Annotated in this window: 1 protein-coding gene; it reads right to left on the bottom strand. The window is 36.2% G+C overall.

Going from position 1 to position 1,903, the window contains the following annotated elements; all coding sequences use genetic code 11:
• Positions 1-131: 131 nt before the first annotated feature.
• Positions 132-1,247: a Fic family protein gene (locus B0O44_RS24810; RefSeq protein ID WP_245943792.1), complete on the bottom strand. Its 1,116-nt coding sequence runs from the start codon at positions 1,245-1,247 to the stop codon at positions 132-134.
• Between the last annotated feature and the right edge of the window lie 656 nt (positions 1,248-1,903).

Raw genomic sequence — 1,903 nt, forward strand, 5'->3', positions numbered from 1 at the left:
ATGGAAACGCTGAAAGCTTTAGTTTACACACAGGAAATCAGGCTTCTTTAAAATTTATTTATGACTTTATGAACAGCACAGGTCTTGAGGATGAGCTGGAATATCGAATGGTAAAGGGAGTTTCTGAATATCTATTCAGAGAGAATTCTGTAGAGTTCCAGGTTAAGGTAGTAATTGTTGCCTTGAATGGTTCTTTTTTCCAGAATTCCCATAGAAGAAAGGTGGTCTAAATATTTTCTTGCGGTATTTTCTGCATATAAGCCACGGTCTGTAAGGTGTTTTACCTTAGTAAATGGTTCTGTAAACAAAATACCAACCAGAGATTCAGGACGGCTTATGCTGTTCTCATCTATAATTGCTTGCAGGATGGCATCTTTAGCAGCTATAATATCATTAATCTTATGATAAGTAAGATTTGCTGTTGATTCGACTGTTTTTAACATAAACAACAGCCAGTTTTTCCAGTTTCCGGTTTGTGTTATTCCAGCCAGGGTAGAATAGTAATCGTCTTTATGTTCCATAATATAACGGCTTAAGAATAGAATAGGATAGTCCAGCAAACCTTTATGGGTAAGGTAATGGATGTTAAATATCCGGCCTGTTCTCCCGTTGCCATCTCTGAATGGATGTATAGCCTCAAATTGAAAATGTGCTATGGCCATTTTTAATATTGGATCTAAGGGATAATCTTTATCGTTGTTTAAAAAGGAAATCAGATTAGCCATTTTAGATTCTATAATTCCTTTTCCCCGGGGTGGGGTATAGACAGCTTTACCGGCATTGGGCCCAGTTCCACCTTCTTTTATGTAGATCTGTGCAATGGGAGGACGTATGCCATCGTTAAACTGGCTTACAGTTCTGTACATTTGGATAAAATAATCTTCATCGAATAGTTGCTTTTTCTGCAAGTATTCATGACCCAGCCAGAGCGCCTCTCTGTAATTTAGAATTTCTTTTGTTGGTCCTTCTGTTTGTTTTTCGCTATAAGCCTTATAGAGTTCGTCATCTGTTGTGAATATGTTCTCTATAGCATTAGAAGCTTTTGCCTCTTGCAAGCTGATAGAGTTGATTAACAAGCCTTGATTGGGAATAGCAATGCTTCGCCCCTGTAATCTTCCTAAGGCTGCCTTTGCATTTCCCAGCTGACTGAGTACCTGTATATTTTCATAAAGCTCTTTGTCCGGAGGGAGTAATGGTAAATCATTCCAAGGCTTATTTCTATCTGGATTTATCAAGTAAGGCATCATCAAATATACAAAATAAAGAGTTTGTATACATTAAAATAATGTTGTTTTTGAGGTTAGCTTAGTTTTTGACCTTAAGAACAGAAGAAGTATATTCCTTTAACCTTAATTTTTTGTTTTTTTAAGGTTAGCTTTTGTTTTTGACCTTAAATGCAGTTGTATCTTTAAAAAGTGGTATCCCTGAGGAAATTCCTGAAGGGCTTAGCAGCTTGTCCTAAGTAAGTGTAAATACAAGTAAAGAGTTGCATTGCATCAAAAATGTGAATATTGTAAATGAAATATAGAAGGCGTGTTTGCTCTGGAAAATAGTTTTAAGAAGAATAGATACGTACAATTCTGGTGTTTGGGTTTGTTGGGTAGTGGGTGAGTAAAAGTTTTTGTGGTTGTAATTTAGGGAGTTAGGTGTTGTTTTAAAAATAGATGTTGTAAAAGCTTTGTAGGGGATATAATTTTTTCTACTTTTGCATCCCGCTTCGGAAGGAAGGGGACACTAGAAAGGGATTGGCGAGGGAGATTGAAAAGCGGGTTTAAGGTAATGTTGATGAGATTTGAGGGATTTAGGTTCTGAGAAAATAAAAAGCAAAAAAAGATTAAAATTAATTTGCGAATAACATTAAGATTGCTACCTTTGCAGTCCCAAACAAAAGGGGTGATTTACA

This window comes from Pedobacter nutrimenti (genome assembly GCF_003208655.1).
GTDB lineage: Bacteria > Bacteroidota > Bacteroidia > Sphingobacteriales > Sphingobacteriaceae > Pedobacter > Pedobacter nutrimenti.